General features: G+C 75.9%; 17 protein-coding genes. 6 read left to right on the top strand and 11 right to left on the bottom strand.

The window, feature by feature from the left end:
• Positions 1-37: 37 nt before the first annotated feature.
• The 5 genes from ACFZBX_RS09065 to ACFZBX_RS09045 all read right to left on the bottom strand — a co-directional run bounded on the left by ACFZBX_RS09065 (position 38) and on the right by ACFZBX_RS09045 (position 4,743).
• Entirely contained in the window at positions 38-199 is a 162-nt protein-coding gene (locus tag ACFZBX_RS09065) for a DUF6126 family protein (RefSeq protein ID WP_344338603.1), read from the bottom strand.
• Between the two features lie 62 nt (positions 200-261).
• Positions 262-618: an ArsR/SmtB family transcription factor gene (locus ACFZBX_RS09060; protein ID WP_391532408.1), complete on the bottom strand. Its 357-nt coding sequence runs from the start codon at positions 616-618 to the stop codon at positions 262-264.
• 248 nt (positions 619-866) lie between these two features.
• The gene (locus tag ACFZBX_RS09055; protein ID WP_391532407.1) at positions 867-1,694 is read right to left on the bottom strand and encodes a nucleotidyltransferase domain-containing protein; all 828 of its coding nucleotides are present in this window, start codon (positions 1,692-1,694) and stop codon (positions 867-869) included.
• A 161-nt stretch (positions 1,695-1,855) separates the two neighbouring features.
• Positions 1,856-3,085 (bottom strand): glycoside hydrolase family 3 N-terminal domain-containing protein, encoded by a 1,230-nt coding sequence (locus ACFZBX_RS09050; protein WP_391532405.1) that lies wholly within the window; start codon positions 3,083-3,085, stop codon positions 1,856-1,858.
• A 77-nt stretch (positions 3,086-3,162) separates the two neighbouring features.
• The gene (locus ACFZBX_RS09045) at positions 3,163-4,743 is read right to left on the bottom strand and encodes a PLP-dependent aminotransferase family protein (RefSeq protein ID WP_391532403.1); all 1,581 of its coding nucleotides are present in this window, start codon (positions 4,741-4,743) and stop codon (positions 3,163-3,165) included.
• Between the two features lie 28 nt (positions 4,744-4,771).
• Between ACFZBX_RS09045 and ACFZBX_RS09040 the strand changes: the two genes are divergently transcribed.
• A complete protein-coding gene (locus ACFZBX_RS09040) occupies positions 4,772-5,635 on the top strand; it encodes a methyltransferase domain-containing protein (protein ID WP_391532401.1) in 864 nt (287 codons plus the stop codon).
• Between the two features lie 84 nt (positions 5,636-5,719).
• On the opposite strand, the gene ACFZBX_RS09035 is transcribed toward ACFZBX_RS09040, so the two are convergent.
• On the bottom strand, positions 5,720-6,226 hold the full coding sequence (locus tag ACFZBX_RS09035) for a MarR family winged helix-turn-helix transcriptional regulator (RefSeq protein ID WP_380751445.1): 507 nt from the start codon (positions 6,224-6,226) through the stop codon (positions 5,720-5,722).
• Between the two features lie 99 nt (positions 6,227-6,325).
• Here ACFZBX_RS09035 and ACFZBX_RS09030 point away from each other — a divergent pair, with 99 nt between their 5' ends.
• The 3 genes from ACFZBX_RS09030 to ACFZBX_RS09020 all read left to right on the top strand — a co-directional run bounded on the left by ACFZBX_RS09030 (position 6,326) and on the right by ACFZBX_RS09020 (position 9,729).
• Positions 6,326-7,294 carry an EamA family transporter gene (locus ACFZBX_RS09030; protein WP_391532398.1) on the top strand — a complete coding sequence of 323 codons (969 nt, stop codon included), beginning with the start codon at positions 6,326-6,328 and terminating at the stop codon, positions 7,292-7,294.
• 45 nt (positions 7,295-7,339) lie between these two features.
• Positions 7,340-7,978, top strand: a complete 639-nt coding sequence (locus ACFZBX_RS09025; RefSeq protein WP_391532396.1) for an NAD(P)-dependent oxidoreductase — start codon at positions 7,340-7,342, stop codon at positions 7,976-7,978.
• A 182-nt stretch (positions 7,979-8,160) separates the two neighbouring features.
• Positions 8,161-9,729: an alpha/beta hydrolase gene (locus tag ACFZBX_RS09020; protein ID WP_391532394.1), complete on the top strand. Its 1,569-nt coding sequence runs from the start codon at positions 8,161-8,163 to the stop codon at positions 9,727-9,729.
• A gap of 98 nt (positions 9,730-9,827) precedes the next feature.
• Here the strand turns inward: ACFZBX_RS09020 and ACFZBX_RS09015 are convergent, their stop codons facing one another.
• From ACFZBX_RS09015 to ACFZBX_RS09000, 4 genes are all read right to left on the bottom strand, one after another.
• A complete protein-coding gene (locus ACFZBX_RS09015; RefSeq protein ID WP_391532392.1) occupies positions 9,828-10,193 on the bottom strand; it encodes a hypothetical protein in 366 nt (121 codons plus the stop codon).
• 153 nt (positions 10,194-10,346) lie between these two features.
• On the bottom strand, positions 10,347-11,249 hold the full coding sequence (locus ACFZBX_RS09010; protein ID WP_391532390.1) for a neutral zinc metallopeptidase: 903 nt from the start codon (positions 11,247-11,249) through the stop codon (positions 10,347-10,349).
• Positions 11,250-11,418: 169 nt separating this feature from the next.
• A complete protein-coding gene (locus ACFZBX_RS09005) occupies positions 11,419-11,829 on the bottom strand; it encodes a contact-dependent growth inhibition system immunity protein (RefSeq protein WP_391532388.1) in 411 nt (136 codons plus the stop codon).
• A gap of 101 nt (positions 11,830-11,930) precedes the next feature.
• Positions 11,931-12,797 (bottom strand): helix-turn-helix transcriptional regulator, encoded by an 867-nt coding sequence (locus tag ACFZBX_RS09000; protein ID WP_391532612.1) that lies wholly within the window; start codon positions 12,795-12,797, stop codon positions 11,931-11,933.
• Positions 12,798-12,984: 187 nt separating this feature from the next.
• Between ACFZBX_RS09000 and ACFZBX_RS08995 the strand changes: the two genes are divergently transcribed.
• Together ACFZBX_RS08995 and ACFZBX_RS08990 are read left to right on the top strand one after the other, a co-directional pair.
• A complete protein-coding gene (locus ACFZBX_RS08995; RefSeq protein WP_391532386.1) occupies positions 12,985-13,887 on the top strand; it encodes an NAD-dependent epimerase/dehydratase family protein in 903 nt (300 codons plus the stop codon).
• A gap of 35 nt (positions 13,888-13,922) precedes the next feature.
• Positions 13,923-14,507: a putative glycolipid-binding domain-containing protein gene (locus ACFZBX_RS08990; RefSeq protein ID WP_391532384.1), complete on the top strand. Its 585-nt coding sequence runs from the start codon at positions 13,923-13,925 to the stop codon at positions 14,505-14,507.
• 63 nt (positions 14,508-14,570) lie between these two features.
• Here ACFZBX_RS08990 and fusA read toward each other — a convergent pair whose 3' ends face one another.
• Positions 14,571-16,658, bottom strand: a complete 2,088-nt coding sequence (fusA, locus tag ACFZBX_RS08985; RefSeq protein ID WP_391532382.1) for an elongation factor G — start codon at positions 16,656-16,658, stop codon at positions 14,571-14,573.
• Positions 16,659-16,793 lie beyond the last annotated feature (135 nt).

The raw sequence follows: 16,793 nt of genomic DNA, 5'->3' as shown, positions 1-16,793 counted from the left end.
TCCGCGCCTGTTCCCGGCCCTTTCCGGTCGCTTCGGGTCACTTCCGGTCGCCGAGGGCGAACAGCAGCAGCACGAACCCCGCGAACAGGTGGGTGGCGAAGATGTAGATGCCCGCCCGGATCAGCATGGCCTTGCGCCGCGCCTTCTCCTCCCGCGTGGCCTCGGCCTCCCGGCCGCGCTCGCCGGTGTTCTCACTCATGCCCGGGCACTCCTTCGGTCGACGGGCCGGTCGGTCGACGGGCCGGTCGGTCGACGGGCCGGTCATCGCTCGCCCGCGGGCGCGGTACCCGCCTCCGGTGCCCGCAGCTCGGTGAGCAGCGCGCCCTGGTCGGTGATCAGTTCGGTCAGGATCCGCCGCGCGGCCCGCAGCAGCTCGGCGACGTCGGGCGTGCTCAGCGCGTAGACGACGGTGTTGCCCTCGCGGGTCGCCGTGACCAGCTGGGTGCGGCGCAGCACCGCGAGCTGCTGGGAGAGGTTCGAGGGCTCGATCTCGATGGCGCCGAGCAGTTCGCGCACCGGTCGCGGCCCGTCCTGGAGCAGCTCCAGGACGCGGATGCGCACCGGGTGCCCGAGCGTGCGGAAGAACTCCGCCTTCGCCTGGTACAGCGGGACCGGCATCGTCCGTCACTCCCTGCGCGTCGCTGGATGGGCCCTGGATCGGCCTTTCGGCGGGAAGCATCATCCTTGCAGATGAAGATTTCTTCAAGTTGTCACGGTCAGCCGCCTGCGCCGGACCGGGCCGGCCTGGCCGCACAGCGAGACGCCGTCGCCGTTCGCCGGGTTCATCAACGCGCCACATGTGACATGTCGCATGTGCGCGAAAGAGATCCGGATGTGATCTCGACGGCCCGCGCTGCGCTCCCCCGCTACTCCCCGAGGGAGAGCCGGCCCGGAGCCAGCAGCTCGGCGCTCGTGATCGCCATGTCCATGAACGCGAGCGCGTCCGCCCGCCGGACGAACGGGTTCGGGTAGTACGAGCGCCGCCGCCCGCCGTCACGGATCCGCAGGCACTCGTCGACGATCCGGTGCCACCGCTCGTCGAACACCGCCCGGGCGTACTCGCCGGCCCCGCGCTTGGAGGCGATCCGCCCGGTGGCGAGCGTGTAGTGCAGGCGACTCACCCCGAGCACCCCCCAGGCCGGTCCCCACGCGTTCAGACAGGCCAGCCCCGGCCGCGACGCCAGCCGGGAGGAGCGCCGCCACCACGGGCGCCAGTACTCCTCCAGGTTGCCTGCCGTCCAGCCGGCCAGTTCCTCCGGGTCCGTGTCGATCATCAGTTCCTGGGCGCGCGGCCCGCAGAGCGTCACCCCGTGCCGGGCCAGGGTGTGCCAGAGCACCGGGGTGCGGCCGGACCGCACGCGGTGCCGGACCGTCCCCCCGAACACGTGCGGCCCCGGCGACGCCTGGGCCGGCGAGCCCGCCAGTTCGTGCCAGGTGAGGTAGGGCCCGTCGAACACGGGGCGCGGATGGCGGACCGCGAGCCGGGCGTGCACGCGCTCCAGCCCGATGAGCTGCTCCGCCGTCACCGGGTCGGCGGTCACGGCCACGAAGTCGATGTCGCTCCGCGCCGGGTGGAAGTCGTCCAGGGCCGTCGAACCGACCACGTACAGGCCCTCGACCAGCCCGGGCGAGGCGGCGTCGACCAGGGCCAGGTAGGCGTCGGCGATCTCGTGTACGAGAGGGTGCGCAGTCACGGCAGAAAGCCTGCCATCCGGATGACCCTCCGTGTCCGCTCGTTTCCGCTACGGATCGGCGCGTGTTGATCGTCCGTGCACCCTCTTCGCGCCACCCTCACTCCCTTTCGCGCCACCCCCGCGCCACCCTCGCCAACCTGCGCCACCCCGGCGGCCGGGCGTCAGGGGGTCGTCGGCGAGGTGCGGAGGGCGTCGACGCGGTGGACGGCCTCGGTGAAGCCGGCGGTGTCGAGGCGGCCGCTGTCGAGGGCGGTGGCGAGGGCCTCGACGGCTGCGTCGCCCTGGGCGACGTCACGGCCCGAGCAGAGCACGAGGTCCATACCGGCCTCGGCGGCGGCGACGGCGCGGTCGCCGGCGTCGCCGAAGTCGGCGAGCGCGCCGGCTTCGAGGGCGTCGGTGACGGTGACCCCGCGGAAGCCGAGGCGGTCGCGCAACTCGCCCTGGACGACGGCGCGGGAGAGACCCGCCGGCCGGTAGGCGTCGAGGGCCGGGTAGACCGCCCAGGAGGCCATCACCAGCCGGACCCCGGCGGCGATCGCGGCACGGTACGGCTCCTCGCCGCGGGCCCGGAGTTCGTCGAGCGGGACGGGGAGGACGACGGCGCTCGCGTCGGTGTTCGCCTCCCGGGCGGCGGAGCCGAGGCCCGGGAAGTGCTTGGCCGTGGCGGCCACGCCGAGCTTCTGCTGGGCGACCAGGAAGGCGGAGCCCAACTCGGCCACCACCTCGGGCCGCCCGCTGTACGAGCGCTCGAAGTGGTCGATGAAGTTGTCGGGCGTGTCGAAGACGTCGAGCACGGGCGCGAGGTTGAGGTTGAGCCCCGCGTCGCTCAGGGTCCGGGCCGCTCCGGCGCCGGCTTCGGCGACCGCCCCTGCGGGGTCGGCGGCCAGTCCGGTCTGCTTGGCCGAGAGTTCCGGCGCACCGGGCAGCCGGCGGACCTTGCCGCCCTCCTGGTCGGTCATCAGCAGGAGCGGCGCGCCGGTCGGCGCCTCGGCCGCGGCCCGGTTCAACTGGTCAACGGCCGACCTCAGTTGGGCCACCGTGGGGGCGTTCTCCTTGAAGAAGATGACGCCGGCGGCGCGGCCCGCGCGGACGGTGTCGAGCAGTTCGGGCGGCGGGGTGGGGCCGGGGTAGGAGTAGATGACGCGGCGGCCCGCGAGCTGTCGCGAATCGGTGCTGGACACGGGGGTCGTCCTCTCCGTGGCGGTGGGGTGTGTCGGGACCGTCGCCGCGGGTTCCGCGCCCTCGGTTCCCTCGGCGCCCTCAGTGCCCTCGGCGCCGGCCGCGCCGGACAGGGCGAGCGGGGTCATCGGCGCGGACGGGCCGGACGGGGCCAGGGCGGAGAGCAGCAGGACGAGGAGCGCGACGCGGATCGTTAGGCGGGGTATCGGCATCCGGGCCTCCCTTGGTCGGTCGGGTCCGGGCGCCCGGCCCCAGGACGGCGGGCGGGCGCGGCATGTCACCAGCAGCCTCACCCCGGGAGCGGTCGTCCCGCCTCCCGGAGCAGCCGTCCGAGGACGGCGACGCCCTCCTCGATCTCGCCGGGCACGCCGGCCGCGTAGCCGAGCACCAGCCCGGGCGGGTGCGGCAGCCGGGCGTGCCAGGACAGCGGCTGCACCTTGACCCCGTGGGCCAGGGCGGCCGCGGCGAACTCGGTGTCCGTGCAGGTCAGGCCACCGGGGAAGGTGACCATCAGGTGCAGTCCGGCCGCCGCGCCGTGGACCACGGCACCGGGCAGACGGGCGCCGACGGCGGCGGTCATGGCGTCGCGGCGGCGCCGGTGGCGCGGGCGCAGCAGCCGCAGGTGGCGTTCCAGCGCGCCGGAGTCCATCAGCCGGGCGAGGACGAGTTGCGGCAGCGCGGCGTTGCCGAGGTCGCTGAGCCGTTTGGCGTCGACCAGGAGGTCGCGGTAGCGGGCGGGGGCGAGCATCCAGCCGGTGCGCAGGGCGGGGGCGAGGAGCTTGGAGACGCTGCCCAGGTAGAGGACCTGTTCGGGGAGGACGCCGCGCAGCGCGGGCACCGGCGGGCGGTCGTAGCGGTGTTCGGCGTCGTAGTCGTCCTCGATGACGAGCCCGCCGTCCGCCGCCCACTGGAGCAGTTCGCGCCGCCGGGCACCGCCGAGCACGGCGCCGGTCGGGAACTGGTGGGCGGGGGTGAGCAGCACGGCGCGGGCACCGGTGGCGCGCAGCGCGTCGACCCGGATGCCCTCGGCGTCGACGGGCACGGCCGGGGTCTCGGTGATCCGGTGGCCGAGGTGCTGGCGGGTGCCGAGGGAGCCCGGGTCCTCCACGGCGACGGCGTCGAGGCCGGCCGCGCGGAGCACCTCGCCGGCCAGCGCGAGCGCCTGGGCGGCCCCGGCCACGATCAGGACGTCCTCGGGGTCGGCGCGGATGCCGCGGTTGCGGCCGAGCCAGTCGGCGACGGCGCGGCGCAGGGCGGGGGTTCCGCGCGGGTCGCCGTAGCCGAAGTCCTGGGCGGCGAGGTCGTGGAGGACGGCGCGTTCGGCGCGCAGCCAGGCGGCGCGGGGGAAGGCGGCGAGGTCGGGGACGCCGGGCGAGAGGTCGATCCGGGCGGGGGCGGTGCGCAGGATCTCGAAGCTGGCCGGGACGGGCGCCTGGTCGAACGGCGAGCCGGGGCGCCGCCCGTTCGGCGGGTGCGCCGGCGGCGACGCGAGGCGGGCCGTGGCCGCCGTGGACGCCGGAGGTGCCTGGGATGCCCGGGGTGTCGGGGGCGCCGGGGGTGCCGGGCTCTGGGCGAACGGGTCGACCACGACGGTGCCGCCCCTGCCCCGGCCCGCGATCCGGCCCTCCTCGGTGAGACGGCGGTAGGCGTCGGTGACCACCCCGCGGGAGACCCTCAGGTCGGCGGCGAGCAGCCGGGTCGCGGGCAGGCGGCTGCCGACCGGCAGCCGGCCGTCGGCGATGGCCTGCCGGAGCCGGCGGGCCAGCCAGTCGGCGAGGCCGCCGGCGGGGGCCTCGCGGGGGTCGAGCTGGAGGAAGTCGGCTCCGGCGGTTTTGGACCTGTCCTCCGGGCTGCCATTGGACCTGTGCACCGGTCCATTGTGCCGGGAGGGTGGGCGCATGACCACAAGCGCCCCGCAGCCCCCCGCAGTCCGTCCCGAACCGGCCGTCGGCACCGGCCCCGGCTACGTCCACGGCTACTCCCCCGCCGAGGCCCGGCGCCTCGGCGACCAGGCCGACACCCTGGCCGGCCTGCTCCACTCCGGCACCGCCTACCCGCCCGGCAGCCGGGTCCTGGAGGCCGGATGCGGCGTCGGCGCCCAGACGGTGCACCTGCTGGACTCCAGCCCCGGCGCGCTGCTGACGGCGGCCGACATCTCGGCGGACTCGCTCGCGAAGGCGCGGGCCCGGGTGGCCGCGCACGCGCCCGGCGCGAACGTCCGGTGGCACCACGGCGATCTGCACCGACTGCCGTTCGCCGACGACTCCTTCGACCACGTCTTCGTCTGCTTCGTGCTGGAGCACCTCGCCGACCCGGCGGCGGCACTGGCCGCGCTGCGCCGGGTGCTGCGCCCCGGCGGCACGCTGACCGTGATCGAGGGCGACCACGGCACGGCGTGCTTCCACCCGCGCGGCGAGGCGGCGCAGCGGGTCGTCGACCACCTCGCCCGGCTCCAGGCGGACGCCGGCGGCGACGGCCTCATCGGGCGGCGGCTGCACCCGCTGCTCGCGGACGCCGGTTTCCGGGACGTCGCGGTGAGCCTGCGCACGATGTCCGCGGACAGCGCCCGGCCCGCGCTGGTCGAGAACTTCACCCGGCGCACCTTCATCGCGATGGTCGAGGCGGTGCGGGCCGACGCGGTCGCGGCCGGCCTCACCACGCCGGAGGCGTTCGACCGGGGTGTGGCCGAACTGCGACGCGCCGCGGAGCCGGGCGGGACGTTCCACTACACCTTCTCCAAGGCGGTCGCGGTCAACCCCTGAGCGGCCGACCCTGAGCGGTCAGCTCCTGATCGGTCGACCCCTGAGCGGCCGGGCCCCCGTCGGCCCGGCTCCCCGTCGCCGCGGCTACTCCGGGTCGTCCCCGAGGGTGCCGAGCACGACGCGCAGGGCGTCGATGAACGCGGCGGTCTGCGGCTTGTCCAGGTCGGCCAGGATGCGGCGCTCGGTGGCGAGGTGGTCGGGCAGGGCGCGGTCCATCAGGGCGTACCCCTCCTCGGTGAGGGCGACGTCGCGGCTGCGGCCGTCGGAGCCGCTGGGGGTGCGGGTGACCAGGCCGCGCGCCTCCAGGCGGTCGAGGCGCTGGCTGATCGCCCCGGAGGTGACCATCGCCGACCGCATCAGGCCGGTCGGGGTGAGGCGGTAGGGCGGGCCGCTGCGGCGGAGGGTGGCGAGCACGTCGAAGGAGGCGAAGTCGAGGTCGTGCCGGGCGAAGGTCTCCTTCAGCTCGGCGTCGACCAGCCGGCTCAGCCGCTTGAGGCGGCCGATCACCTCCATGGGGGAGACATCGAGGTCCGGACGCTCCGCGCCCCACTGCCGGACCACCCGGTCCACATGATCTTCGCGTTCTGCCATGCCCTCCAGCCTAAACGATTCCTTAGCGGTGAGATACCTCACAGCATCCGCACCCCGACCCCCTGTCCAGATTCCTTAGCACTGAGATACATTGGCTTAGTGCTAAGGAATCGACTCGCCATCGTGCTGATCACCGCCCTCGCCCCCGCCATCTGGGGCTCCACCTACCTCGTCACCACCGAGCTGCTCCCGCCCGGGCGTCCGCTGCTCGCCGGGGTGCTCCGCGCCCTGCCCGCCGGGCTGCTCCTGATCGCCCTCACCCGGCGCCTGCCGAAGGGCGACTGGTGGTGGCGCTCACTCGTCCTCGGCGCCCTCAACATCGGCGCCTTCTTCGCCCTCCTCTTCGTCGCCGCCTACCGCCTGCCCGGCGGGGTCGCCGCCACCGTCGGCGCCGTCCAGCCGCTGATCGCCGCCGGCCTCTCGGCCGCACTCCTGGGTGACCGCCTCTCCCGGCGCACCCTCCTCTCCGGCATCGCCGGGGTGGCCGGCGTCAGCCTGCTGGTCCTGCGCGCCAACGCCCAGCTGGACGCGCTCGGCATCCTGGCCTCGCTCGGCGGCGCGGTGGTGATGGCCACCGGCGTCGTCCTCTCCAAGCGCTGGACCTCGCCGGCCCCGCTGCTCGCCACCACCGGCTGGCAGCTCACCGCGGGCGGTCTGCTGCTGCTCCCGGTCACCCTGCTGGTCGAGGGCCCGCCGCCGTCCCACCTCACCGGCGCCAACCTGCTCGGCTACGGCTACCTGAGCCTGATCGGCGCGGCCGTCGCCTACGCGCTCTGGTTCCGCGGCATCCGTGCCCTGCCGCCCACCTCGGTCACCTTCCTCGGCCTGCTCAGCCCCGTGGTCGCCACCGCGCTCGGCTGGCTCGCCCTCGGCCAGGACCTCTCCCCCGTCCAGGCGCTCGGCGCGCTGATCGTGCTCGGCTCGCTCGTCGCCGCGCAGACCCAGCGGCCGCGCACACCGTCGAAGGTCGTCGCCGGGGCACCCGCGACCGCGCCCTCCGAGGACGCCGCCGCCGACCGCACCGACACCGGCGCAGCCGACGGCGCCCGTGCGCGCCAGGCCGTCTGACACCTCCCTCCCACCGTCCGATCCAGCCCCCAGGAGAACCCCCTCATGCGCATCACCGTGTTCGGTGCGAGCGGCAACGTCGGCAGCCGGGTCGTCGCCGAGGCGGCCGCCCGCGGCCACCGGGTCACCGCCGTCCTGCGCGACCCCGCCCGCCCGCACCGGTTGCCGCCGGCCGTCGGAACCGCCACCGGTGACGCCCGCGACCCCGCCGACGTCCGCCGCCTCGCCGCCGGCCAGGACCTGCTGGTCACGGCCACCCGCCCGGCCCCCGGCCACGAGGACGAACTGGCCACCGCGACCAAGGGCCTGCTGGCCGGCCTGGCCGGAACCGGCGTGCGACTGCTGGTCGTCGGCGGCGCCGGCAGCCTCGCCCTGCCCGACGGCAACGGCGTCACCCTGGTGGACGCCCCGGACTTCCCCGCCGCGCTGCGCCCGATCGCCGACGCCTGCGGCGAGCAGCTGGCCCTCTGCCGCGCGGACGCCGAGGTCGACTGGACCTACCTCAGCCCGGCCGCCCGGCTCGAACCGGGCGAGCGGACCGGCCGCTACCGGCTGGGCCGCGACGAGCTCCTGGTCGGCCCGGACGGCGTCTCGGCCATCTCGGTGGAGGACCTCGCCGTGGCCCTCCTCGACGAGGCCGAGCGCCCCGCCCACCGCCGCGCCCGCTTCACCGTCGCGCACTGACCGGCGCCCGTTCGCTGCTGCGCGCCGACCACCGCGCGCCGACCGCCCGGCGCCCTGGGCCGCCCCGCCGCCCCGAGGGGGAGACTGAACCTGACTTCCCGTCAAGGGTGGTCCAGGCACCAGGAAGAAGACGGGTGCGGACTGGATCGACCACGACCGGTCCGGCGGCCAGGATCTACGTCATGACCACTCGAACCGTCACCCGCGCCCGGCGCCGCTTCCGGCTCTCCGCCCTCGGCAGGCGCACGGCGGGCCTGCTCGCCGTCCTCACCCTGGCCCAGCCGGCGGTCGCGGCGGGCGCCGTCGCGACGCCCGCCGGACCGGCCGCCCCCTCGGTCCCCGCCCGCTACGCCCACCAGCGGCTCGACTGGCATCCCTGCGCCGAGCGGGCCGGGCTTGAGTGCGCGACCATGGCCGTGCCCCGGGACTGGCACCACCCCGGGCGAGGGCCCGACCTCACCATCGCGGTCTCCCGGCACCGGGCGAGCGACCCAGGACGGCGGATCGGCACCCTGCTCACGGCCGCCGGCGGCCCCGGCGGCAAGGGGCTGGAACGCCCGGCAGACTTCGTCAGGAACGCGCCCGCGCTCGGCGCCGCCTACGACGTCGTGGGCTTCGACCAGCGCGGTGTCGGGCGCAGCACCCGGGCCGTCTGCCAGACGCCGGAGGAGTTCCAGGCGTTCTTCGCCGGGGACTTCCGCGACGACACTCCAACCGACCGGGCCCGGGTGATCGCCGCCTCGCAGCGCTTCGCCGCCGACTGCGAGCGGCGCAGTGGCGGCCTGCTGCCCCATCTGACGACCGAGCAGACCGCCCGGGACCTCGACCTGCTGCGCGCGCTGCTCGGCGAGCGCCGGATCAGCTACTACGGGCCGTCCTACGCCACCATGATCGGCTCGTACTACGCGACGCTGTTCCCGCAGCGGGTGGAGCGGATGGTGCTGGACGGCAACATCGGCTTCGACGGCACCTGGGAGCGGTTCCAGCTGCGGCTGCCGATGAGCTTCCAGCGGCGCTTCGAGGAGGACTTCCTGCCGTGGCTGGCCGCCCGGGACCCGGTCTACCGCTACGGCACGACGGTCGCCGAGGCGAAGGCCCGCTGGGAGGCCCGCCGGTCGGCCCTGCGCGAGCACCCGGTCGTGGACGGCGCCCTCACCATCGGGCCCAACCAGTTCGACAACGGCGCGATCCAGGCCGTCTACCGGGAGAACAACGGCTTCACCCGGCTGGCCGGGGCGCTGGTCGCGCTCGACGACTGGCCGAACGCCGGGCCGGCCGCCCGGACCAACGCCCGGGAGGTCTTCGGCGACTACCTCGGTCCGGAGTTCCTCGCCGAGTACTTCGCGGTCATCTGCACCGACACCCCGTGGACGCGCGACCTGTCCGTCTGGGCGGACCGGGGCGCCGAGAACGCGGCACGCCGGCCGCTGGCCGGGGCCCGCTTGCTCGCCTTCTCGGCGGTCTGCGCCTCCTGGCCGGCGCCCACGGCGCCCCGGGTGCGGGTCACGGGAGCGGGCCTGCCGCCCACGCTGATGCTCAACTCGGTGCACGACCCCGCGACGCCTATCGAGGCCGCGCGCTCCGCGCACCGGGCGCTGCGCGGCTCGCGCCTGGTCACGGTCACCGGGAACGGCGACCACGGCCAGTACCCCGGGCCCAACCCGTGCGTGCGCTCCACCGTGGAGTCCTACCTGCTCGCCGGGACGGTGCCGCCCGGCGACCTCACCTGCCCGTCACCGGAGGCCGTATGAGCGGGCGCGACGCGGCCGGCCCGTGGCGGAGTCCTCCCCCCGGAGGACCCCGCCGCGGGCGGCCCGGCCCGGCGGTCAGGCGACCGTCGGGGTCAGGGTCAGGGGCGGTCCAGGGTGATGGAGTTGATCGGCGTCAGGTCGGCGTAGACGCCGGTCTGGGCGGCGAGGTCCTCGCCGCAGCCGGTGCCGTTGTAACCGGTGCACAGATGGGCGTGCGCGCCGCCGGACTGGTTGTTGAGCACCCAGTGCCAGCCGTTCTGGTTGCGGAGGTTGTGGGCGCCGTAGCTGTAGAAGATGTCGGTGGGCGGCCGGCTGGTGTCGGCGTCCTGCGGGTAGATGCAGACCGCCCCGTACGGGCAGCCGTCCCAGGAGCCGTCGGCGGCCTGGGCGCCGGAGGTCCCCATCGTGGTGGCGCCGGCGGCCGCGAGGGCGAGCGCGGCGACGGTGTGCAGGATCTTGCGCATGGTGGTTCTCCCTCAGGTGCTGGTCCGGCCCGTGTTCGGCCGGTGCCCAGCAGCGTAGGAAGGGTCCGTGCGCAGCGGTCCCTGACGGATGACAGGGGGCCGGGGCGGGGCTCCGGGGCGGGGCGGGGCTCCGGGCCGGGGCCCGGCCGCGGGTCAGCGCTGCGCGGCGAAGGTGTCGCAGCGGGCCGGGTCGCCGCTGCGGTAGCCGGTGGTGAACCAGGTCTTGCGCTGGTCGGAGGAGCCGTGGGTCCAGGTGTCGGGGTCGATCCGGCCGGTGGCCTGCTTCTGGATCCGGTCGTCGCCGACGGCCGCCGCGGCGTCCAGGCCCTGGGCGATGTCCTGTTCGGTGAGGGTGCTGATCAGCGGCCGTCCGGTGGAGGCCTGCGGGGTGGTGGTGGCGTGGTGGGCCCAGACCCCGGCGTAGCAGTCGGCCTGGAGTTCCAGCTTCACCGAGGCGCTGTCCCGGCCCTGCCGGTCCTGTCCGACCTTCTGCATGGTGCCGGTCAGGTTCTGGATGTGGTGGCCGTACTCGTGGGCGACGACGTAGGCCTCGGCGAACGGGCCGCCGGCGGCGCCGAAGCGGGTGGACAGCTCGTCGAAGAAGCCGAGGTCGAAGTAGGCCCGCCGGTCGCCGGGGCAGTAGAACGGGCCGACGGCGGAACTCGCCGCGCCGCAGGCGGTGGAGACCCGGCCGGTGAACAGGACCGTCTCGGCGGGCCGGTAGGCGGCCCCGGAGCGGGGCAGTTGGCCGCCCCAGTACTCCTGGAGGCTGTTGGTGACGGCGACGATCCGGCAGTCCTGGCGGCGGTTGGCGTCGGCGCCGGTCCGGCAGACCTGCTGGACCTCCCCCGCGGTGGTGGTGGTCCCGCCGGACCCGGCGTTCGACCCGCCGCCGTCGGAGAGCCCGAGGACGCTCGGGTCGACGCCGAAGAGCACCGCGATCAGGACGGCGATCAGACCGGCCGCGCCACCGCCGACGGCGACCTTCCCGCCGGGGATGCGGCGCCGGTCGTCCACCTGCGAGGTGTCGAGGTCGCCCTGGTCGTCGAACTGCATGCCGGTCCGTCCCTTGTGGTGCTGCCGGCGCCCGTGCGGCGCCGGGCGGCCAAGCCCGGCCGCCCGGCCACGGTAGCCGCTCCGCGCGCCGGCTCCGGCGAAGGACGCGCAGGTCAGAGGGGGTTTTCCGGGGACGCACCGGGTTCCGTGACCGGGGGTCGCGGGCTCGTCACTCCGCGCCGGGCCGACCGGCCAGGAACGCCTCGGCCCGGCGCCGCACCTCCCCCGGGAGGCCGGGCTCCGGCGCCGTCACCATGCGGCGCACGGCGGTGGCGAGCCGGGCCGCCGGCTCGGGACGGGCCGTCCAGACGGCCGGGGCACGCCCGAGCACCGCGGAGAGCAGGTCGCCCGGGTGGAGGTCGCCTTCGGCGAGCGGGTCGTGGCAGAGCAGTTCGACGGCGCGTGGGAGCAGGTGGGGAAGTCCGATGTCCTGGCCGATGAGCAACCGCAGCTCCTCGACGCCGAGTTCGGCGACCGGGCGGCGGCGCAGCGCGTGGGCGGTCGCGACCAGCCGGGTGGCGTCCGCTCCCGGATCGGGCCACCGGGTGCCTTCGAGGTCCTCCAGCGAGCCGGGTACCACCGGACCGCCACCGCGAGGCCCGACGGTGCCGAGCCCGGCGCCACGAGGTCCGCCGCCCCGGGCTCGGCCGCCGCGAGGCCCGGCCGGGCGGGTGCGGCGGCTCACCGGGCTGCCACGCTCTCGGCCGGCCCGGCGTCGAGTTGCTGCCGCCCGACCACCCGGAGCAGTTCGAGGCGCTCGGCGCTCACGGTGCCGGGCGGCGCGGTGTGGACCAGGAGGAGCTGGTCCTCGCCCGCGGCGGCCAGCACCTCGCAGTCGAGGTCGAGCCGGCCGACCACCGGGTGCAGGACGGTCTTGCGGTCGCTGCGCCGGACGGCCACGTCGTGGCGCGCCCAGTGGCCGGCGAACTCCTCGCCGGTGGCGAGCAGTCTCGCCAGCAGCCGGCCCAGCCGCGCGTCCCCGGGGCGGGCCGCGTGGGCGGCGCGCAGATGGGCGACGTACGCGCGGGCCGCCTCCTCGTGCTGATCGGCGGGCAGGAGCGCCCGGCAGGCGGGCTCGGCGAACCAGCGCAGCACCACGTTGCGCTGCTCCGGCGGCCACTGCTCGACGTCGCCGAACAGCGCCGCGGCCATCGGGTTCTGGGCGAGGACGTCACCGATGTCCGACACCACCTGGGCCGGGGTGTCGTGCAGCCGGTCCAGGATCAGCAGCAGGCCGGGCCGGACATGGGTAAGCGGGGTGTGCCGGCGCGGTGGCCGGTGGCCGGCGAGGTGGAAGAGGTGGTCGCGCTCGTCCTCGGTCAGCCGCAGGGCCCGGGCCAGGGCGGCGACCAGCTGCGCCGAGGGCTGCGGGCCCCGGCGCTGCTCCAGTCGCGCGTAGTAGTCCACCGAGAGCCCGGCGAGCTGGGCCACCTCCTCCCGGCGCAGGCCCGGGGTGCGGCGGCGCGCGCCGGGCGGCAGGCCGACATCGGCGGGGGCGAGCCCGGTGCGACGGCGGGTCAGGAAGTCGGCGAGGGCGGGTCGGTCGATCACCGCCCCATCCTCCGTCCCGCGCGGGCCGCTCAACCAGGGATTGACGGTCCCTGGTTGAGGAGGTCTCTGCCACGGCCGCCGCCGCTCCGCCACCGTGGTCACGGGGAGGGCGGCGCCGGACGCACCGGCACACGGTCGCCGTTCCCCGTCCATGAGCGACCACCTCTACGGGGAGTGATGAGCGATGACGACGTTCCTGGTGACGGGCCCGACCGGCAATGTCGGTCGGCGGTTCGTACCGAGGCTGGCCCAGTGGGCCGGGCGGGGCGCGGTCCGGGTGCTGGTGCGGCAGGAGGCGCAGGCGGAGGCGGCCACCGCCCTCGGCCTCCAGGCCGTCGTCGGCGACCTGCGGGACCAGGCCGCCCGGGCGCGGGCGCTGGAGGGAGCCGACGTGGTGGTGCACGTGGCCGCCGGACGGCGGGGGGCGCCGGACGCGGAGGCCTTCGAGGTCAACCGGGACGCCACCCTCGCCCTCGGGCGCGAGGCCGCCGAGGCGGGGGTCCGGCGCTTCGTGCACACCAGCACCAACCTGGTGTACCCGCGCCGGCTCGGCCGGCCCGCCGTGGAGGACGACCCGCTGGACCCGTCCCCGCTCTGGGGCGCCTACGGCGCCTCCAAGGCGGCCGGGGAGCGCGGGCTCCGCGAGCTGGGCGACCGGCTGCCGCTGGTCGTGGTCCGGCCGGTCTTCGTCTACGGCGACGGCGACCCGCACCTCGCGGACTCGCTGTTCTGGGCCGGCCGCTGGCCCTCGCACCAGCGGCTGGCCGTGGTCCACCACGCCGACGTGGCGCGGGCGCTGTGGGCCGCGGCGGTGACACCGGGCGTGGAGGGGCGCGCCTACAACGTCGCGGACGACGCCCCGGTGACCGCCTGGGACCTGCACGGGATCAACGAGGTGCCCCGCCCGGAAGCCTGGGACACCGCCCCCGGCGAGGTGCCGGACGCCGACGCGGTCGTCACGCCGGAGGGCGTGGGGCCCGCCGACCCGTGGGAGGGCCAGGTCTCCACCGCCGCGATCCGCCGCGAGCTGGGCTGGCGCCCGCTCTACCCGTCGGTGTGGACGGCCCGCGACGCGGGCGCGCTGTAGGAGCCGGGCCCGCCCCGGGTGGCTACGGTGGCGGCATGATCACTCATCTGGTCCCCACCTGGGAGGTCTCGGCGAGCCGGGGCGTCGAGACCGCCTGGATCGAACTCGGTGACGGCACGCTGCGCGCCCGCGGACGGGTGGCCGGCCTGGTCCCCGCGCCCTACTGGCTCGACTACGAGCTCGACACCGGGCCCGCCTGGACCACCCGGCGGCTCGCGGTCCGCGCCGCATCGGCCGAGGGCACCCGGGAGCTGGAGCTGCTGAACGACGACGGGCGGTGGACCGTCGACGGACGCCACCGGCCGGAGCTGGACGGGGCGCTCGACTGCGACCTCGGGCTCTCCCCGCTGACCAACACCATGCCGGTGCTGCGCCACCGGCTCCACCGGGAGCCGGGGCGGCACGGGTTCCTGATGGCATGGGTCCGGGTGCCCGACCTGACGCTGCACCCGTCGCACCAGACGTACACCCACCTGGGGCCGGCCGGAGGCGACGACGATGCCGTCGGCTCGGCGGCGGCAACCGTCCGGTACGAGTCCGGGGACTTCCGCAGCGACCTGCTGTTCGACCGGCACGGCCTGGTCGTCGACTACCCCGACCTGGCGCGCCGCCACGGCTGAGCCGCCTGCCGCCGGACACCTCTCGGTGCGGCCGACGGCCGGCGGCCCCGCCGCCCGGCCCCGCTAGCGGGCGGCGGCGCCCGGCGCCGGGGCGTACCCGGCCGGGCGGGTGGTGAAGGTGCCCCGGCCCTGGGTGCGGCTGCGCAGCGCGGTCGCGTAGCCGAACAGCTCGGCGAGTGGCACGACCGCCGTCACCACCGCCGTCCCGCCGCGCGGGTCCGAGCCCTGGACGCGGCCCCGGCGGGCCGCGAGGTCACCGAGGACCCCGCCCACCGCCTCCTGCGGCACCGTCACCGTCACCTCGGCGACCGGTTCCAGGAGCACCATCCGGCAGGACCGCAGGGCCTCGCGCAGCGCCAGCCGCCCGGCGGTGCGGAAGGCAGGCTCCGAAGAGTCCTTGGGATGGGTGGCCCCGTCGGTCAGGACGACTCGCAGGCCGGTGACCGGGTGGCCGCCCAGCGGGCCGTCGGCGAGCGCGTCCCGGCAGCCGGCCTCGACCGCCTGGACGTACTCCCTCGGCACCCGCCCGCCGGTGACGGTGGACGCGAACGCGAATCCGCCTCCGCCCTCCCCCGCCACCGGGCCGTCCAGCGGCTCCACGTCGATGACCACATGGGCGAACTGGCCGGCGCCGCCGTCCTGTTTGACGTGCCGGTGGACGTGGCCGGTGACCCCGCGATCCACGGTCTCCCGGTGGGCGACCTGCGGACGGCCGACGGCCACCTCGATCCCGTGCGCTCGGCGGATCCGCTCCACCGCCACCTCCAGGTGCAGTTCACCCAGCCCGGACAGCACCCGCTGGCCGGTCTCCGGATCGGTGCGGGCGACCAGTGACGGGTCCTCCTCGGCGAGCCGGGCGAGCGCGACGGCCAGCCGGTCGGTGTCGACCGAGTGCCGTGCCTCGACGGCCACCGTCACCACCGGCACCGCGGCGACGGCCGGCTCCAGGAGCAGCGGCGCGCCGGGCGCGCAGAGCGTCGTGCCGGTGCGCGCGGCCTTGAGGCCGACCACCTCGACGATGTCTCCGGCCACGGCCGCGTCCGTTTCGAGGTGGTGGGCGGCCACCTGCATGATCCGGGCGATCCGTTCGGTGCGGCCGGTCCCGGCGTCCAGCACGGTGTCCCCCTTGCGCAGGGTGCCCGAGTACAGGCGCAGACAGGTGAGGCGGCCGGAGGCGGTGACGTTCACCTTGAACACCAGTGCGGCGAGCGGCCCGTCGGGGTCGGCGGCCCGCTCCGCCTCCCCGGCGTCCGTCGTGCCGCGCACCGCCGGAACGTCCAGCGGCGAGGGCAGGTAGGCGGTGACGGCGTCCAGCAGCGGTTCGATCCCGCGGTTGCGGTAGGCCGAGCCGCACAGCACCACCACGGCCTCGCCGCCGCGGGTGAGGTCGCGCAGCGCGGCGTCCAGGGTCGCGGTGGAGAGCGCCGAGTGCTCGACGTACTCCTCCAGGGCTGCCGGGTGGAGCCCGGCCACCGCCTCGTCCAGCAGCGCGCGCCGCCGCTCGGCCTCGGCCCGCAGCCCGTCGGGCACCGGGCCGTCCCGCAGGTCGTCCCCGTCGGGCCCGTCGTCCCAGGTCAGGGCACGCATCGTCAGCAGGTCGACCACACCGGTGAAGCCGCCCTCCCGTCCGATCGGCAGCTGAACGGCCAGCGGAGCCGGGTGCAGCCGCTCACGGATGGAGGCGACGGCCGCGTCCAGGTCGGCGCCGGCCCGGTCCAGCTTGTTGACGAAGGCGATCCTCGGCACGCCGTGCCGGTCGGCCTGGCGCCAGACGCTCTCGCTCTGCGGCTCCACGCCCGCGACGGCGTCGAACACCGCGACCGCCCCGTCCAGCACCTGCAGCGAGCGCTCGACCTCGTCGGCGAAGTCGACGTGGCCGGGGGTGTCGATGAGGTTGATCCGGTGCTCGCCCCAGACACAGCTGACCGCCGCCGCGGAGATGGTGATGCCGCGCTCACGTTCCTGCGGGTGGCAGTCGGTGACGGTGGTGCCGTCGTGCACCTCGCCACGCCGGTGGATCTCGCCGGCCAGGTAGAGGATCCGCTCGGTGACGGTGGTCTTGCCCGCGTCCACGTGGGCGAGGATGCCCAGGTTGCGGACGGCGGCGATGCCGGCGGTCCCGGTGGTGGTACGGACGTCGGTGCTGCGCATGGCCCGGTGCCTTTCGAAGCTCTCGGGGGAAGGAGGGCAGCGCGATTGCGGCGACGACGGCGCCCGGCGCTCTCGATCCCGCGTCAGGCCGTCGCACGCCCCCGGTGCCGGCCGCGCAGCGGGCACCGGAAGGAC

It is taken from the genome of Kitasatospora sp. NPDC008115 (assembly GCF_042957205.1).
Lineage (GTDB): Bacteria > Actinomycetota > Actinomycetes > Streptomycetales > Streptomycetaceae > Kitasatospora.
Note: the sequence above shows the minus strand (reverse complement) of the source record. Positions and strands in the feature narration are given on the sequence as shown.

Excerpts from the sequence above, each read along its gene's own strand:
- ACFZBX_RS09065 (WP_344338603.1), bottom strand. The coding sequence starts at position 199 with ATGAGTGAGAACACCGGCGAGCGCGGCCGGGAGGCCGAGGCCACGCGG.
- ACFZBX_RS09060 (WP_391532408.1), bottom strand. The coding sequence starts at position 618 with ATGCCGGTCCCGCTGTACCAGGCGAAGGCGGAGTTCTTCCGCACGCTC.
- ACFZBX_RS09050 (WP_391532405.1), bottom strand. The coding sequence starts at position 3,085 with ATGCCGATACCCCGCCTAACGATCCGCGTCGCGCTCCTCGTCCTGCTG.
- ACFZBX_RS09040 (WP_391532401.1), top strand. The coding sequence starts at position 4,772 with ATGACCACAAGCGCCCCGCAGCCCCCCGCAGTCCGTCCCGAACCGGCC.
- ACFZBX_RS09035 (WP_380751445.1), bottom strand. The coding sequence starts at position 6,226 with ATGGCAGAACGCGAAGATCATGTGGACCGGGTGGTCCGGCAGTGGGGC.
- ACFZBX_RS09025 (WP_391532396.1), top strand. The coding sequence starts at position 7,340 with ATGCGCATCACCGTGTTCGGTGCGAGCGGCAACGTCGGCAGCCGGGTC.
- ACFZBX_RS09020 (WP_391532394.1), top strand. The coding sequence starts at position 8,161 with ATGACCACTCGAACCGTCACCCGCGCCCGGCGCCGCTTCCGGCTCTCC.
- ACFZBX_RS09015 (WP_391532392.1), bottom strand. The coding sequence starts at position 10,193 with ATGCGCAAGATCCTGCACACCGTCGCCGCGCTCGCCCTCGCGGCCGCC.
- ACFZBX_RS09010 (WP_391532390.1), bottom strand. The coding sequence starts at position 11,249 with ATGCAGTTCGACGACCAGGGCGACCTCGACACCTCGCAGGTGGACGAC.
- ACFZBX_RS08995 (WP_391532386.1), top strand. The coding sequence starts at position 12,985 with ATGACGACGTTCCTGGTGACGGGCCCGACCGGCAATGTCGGTCGGCGG.
- ACFZBX_RS08990 (WP_391532384.1), top strand. The coding sequence starts at position 13,923 with ATGATCACTCATCTGGTCCCCACCTGGGAGGTCTCGGCGAGCCGGGGC.
- fusA (WP_391532382.1), bottom strand. The coding sequence starts at position 16,658 with ATGCGCAGCACCGACGTCCGTACCACCACCGGGACCGCCGGCATCGCC.